General features: G+C 59.8%; 1 protein-coding gene. It reads left to right on the top strand.

The annotated features are described in order from the left end of the window. Positions 1–319: 319 nt before the first annotated feature. On the top strand, positions 320–634 hold the full coding sequence (locus ND747_RS16510; protein ID WP_251734494.1) for a transposase family protein: 315 nt from the start codon (positions 320–322) through the stop codon (positions 632–634). The last annotated feature ends 293 nt before the right edge of the window (positions 635–927 follow it).

Here is a 927-nt window from a genome sequence, read left to right as displayed (position 1 = left end):
AACTTGTGCAGGCCAATGTCAAGAAACTGGTCGACAATAATGGGAAATAAAGAAACCGGAATCACGGGACACTAGACTGCTGGAATATTTATGTAGGTCAGATCTGAAGGTCGGAATGAAACTGCAATGAAATTGCTTGATTTTCTTGTTTCGCCTGGTGATTGGTTGGATAGAGTCCGGGCTGCGAAAATTGACCGGTCGGCGGAGCTCGCGGCGATGGCGGCACGTTCCTGGAGTATGGGGGCCAGGGCTCCGTCGAGTTTATTGACGGGTGGGTGATGGGTCGGTCACGGGGCTTCTGGTAGGCTTTTGCAGCGGGATGCGGGCGGGTGGCCAGAGATCTTACGGATGCGGGCACGACACCTGGAGATCATGGGGTTTCCTACGCCATCATGATCGACCCGAGGTGTCCTGCCCGCCGTACCAGTATCACCGCCTGCCCGTTCTCGATCAGCTGGCTGCTGCTGTCGCCGGGGGTCATTGCCGTCCTTCGTCGGTGTCAGGTCTGTTGACAGTCTTCGGTCGGATCGCGGATCCGCGGGAACCCAGAGGCAGACGGCATGGCCTGGCGGTGGTGTTGACCCTGGCGACATGCGCGGTGCTCGCGGGTGCGCGGTCGTTCGCCGCGATCTGACTGTGGGCTATTGATGTCGGTCAGACGGTCGCCGACCAGCTCGGCATTCCGCTGTGGGCGGATCTCTATGACGAGACGACCGGGGCCTGGTAGAAGCTAAGGGCGTGTCTCATGTGGGGTGTGGGAGTTTCTTCCAGCAGGTGATCGTGGCGGCCAGGCAGAGGAAACCAAGGAAATTCAGGCCGTTCCGTTCGTAGCGCATTGTCGGCCGGCGGTCAGGGTCCCGGCAAGTTTGCTGAGGCGCAGGTAGTGGGTCAGGTCTGGTGTTTCTGGTGGGGCCGTGTAGCGGGATG

This window comes from Frankia sp. R82 (genome assembly GCF_023716925.1).
GTDB lineage: Bacteria > Actinomycetota > Actinomycetes > Frankiales > Frankiaceae > Frankia.
Note: the sequence above shows the minus strand (reverse complement) of the source record. Positions and strands in the feature narration are given on the sequence as shown.

What these genes read in the sequence shown, in the direction of transcription:
- ND747_RS16510 (WP_251734494.1), top strand. Translation starts at nt 320, where the DNA reads ATGCGGGCGGGTGGCCAGAGATCTTACGGATGCGGGCACGACACCTGG.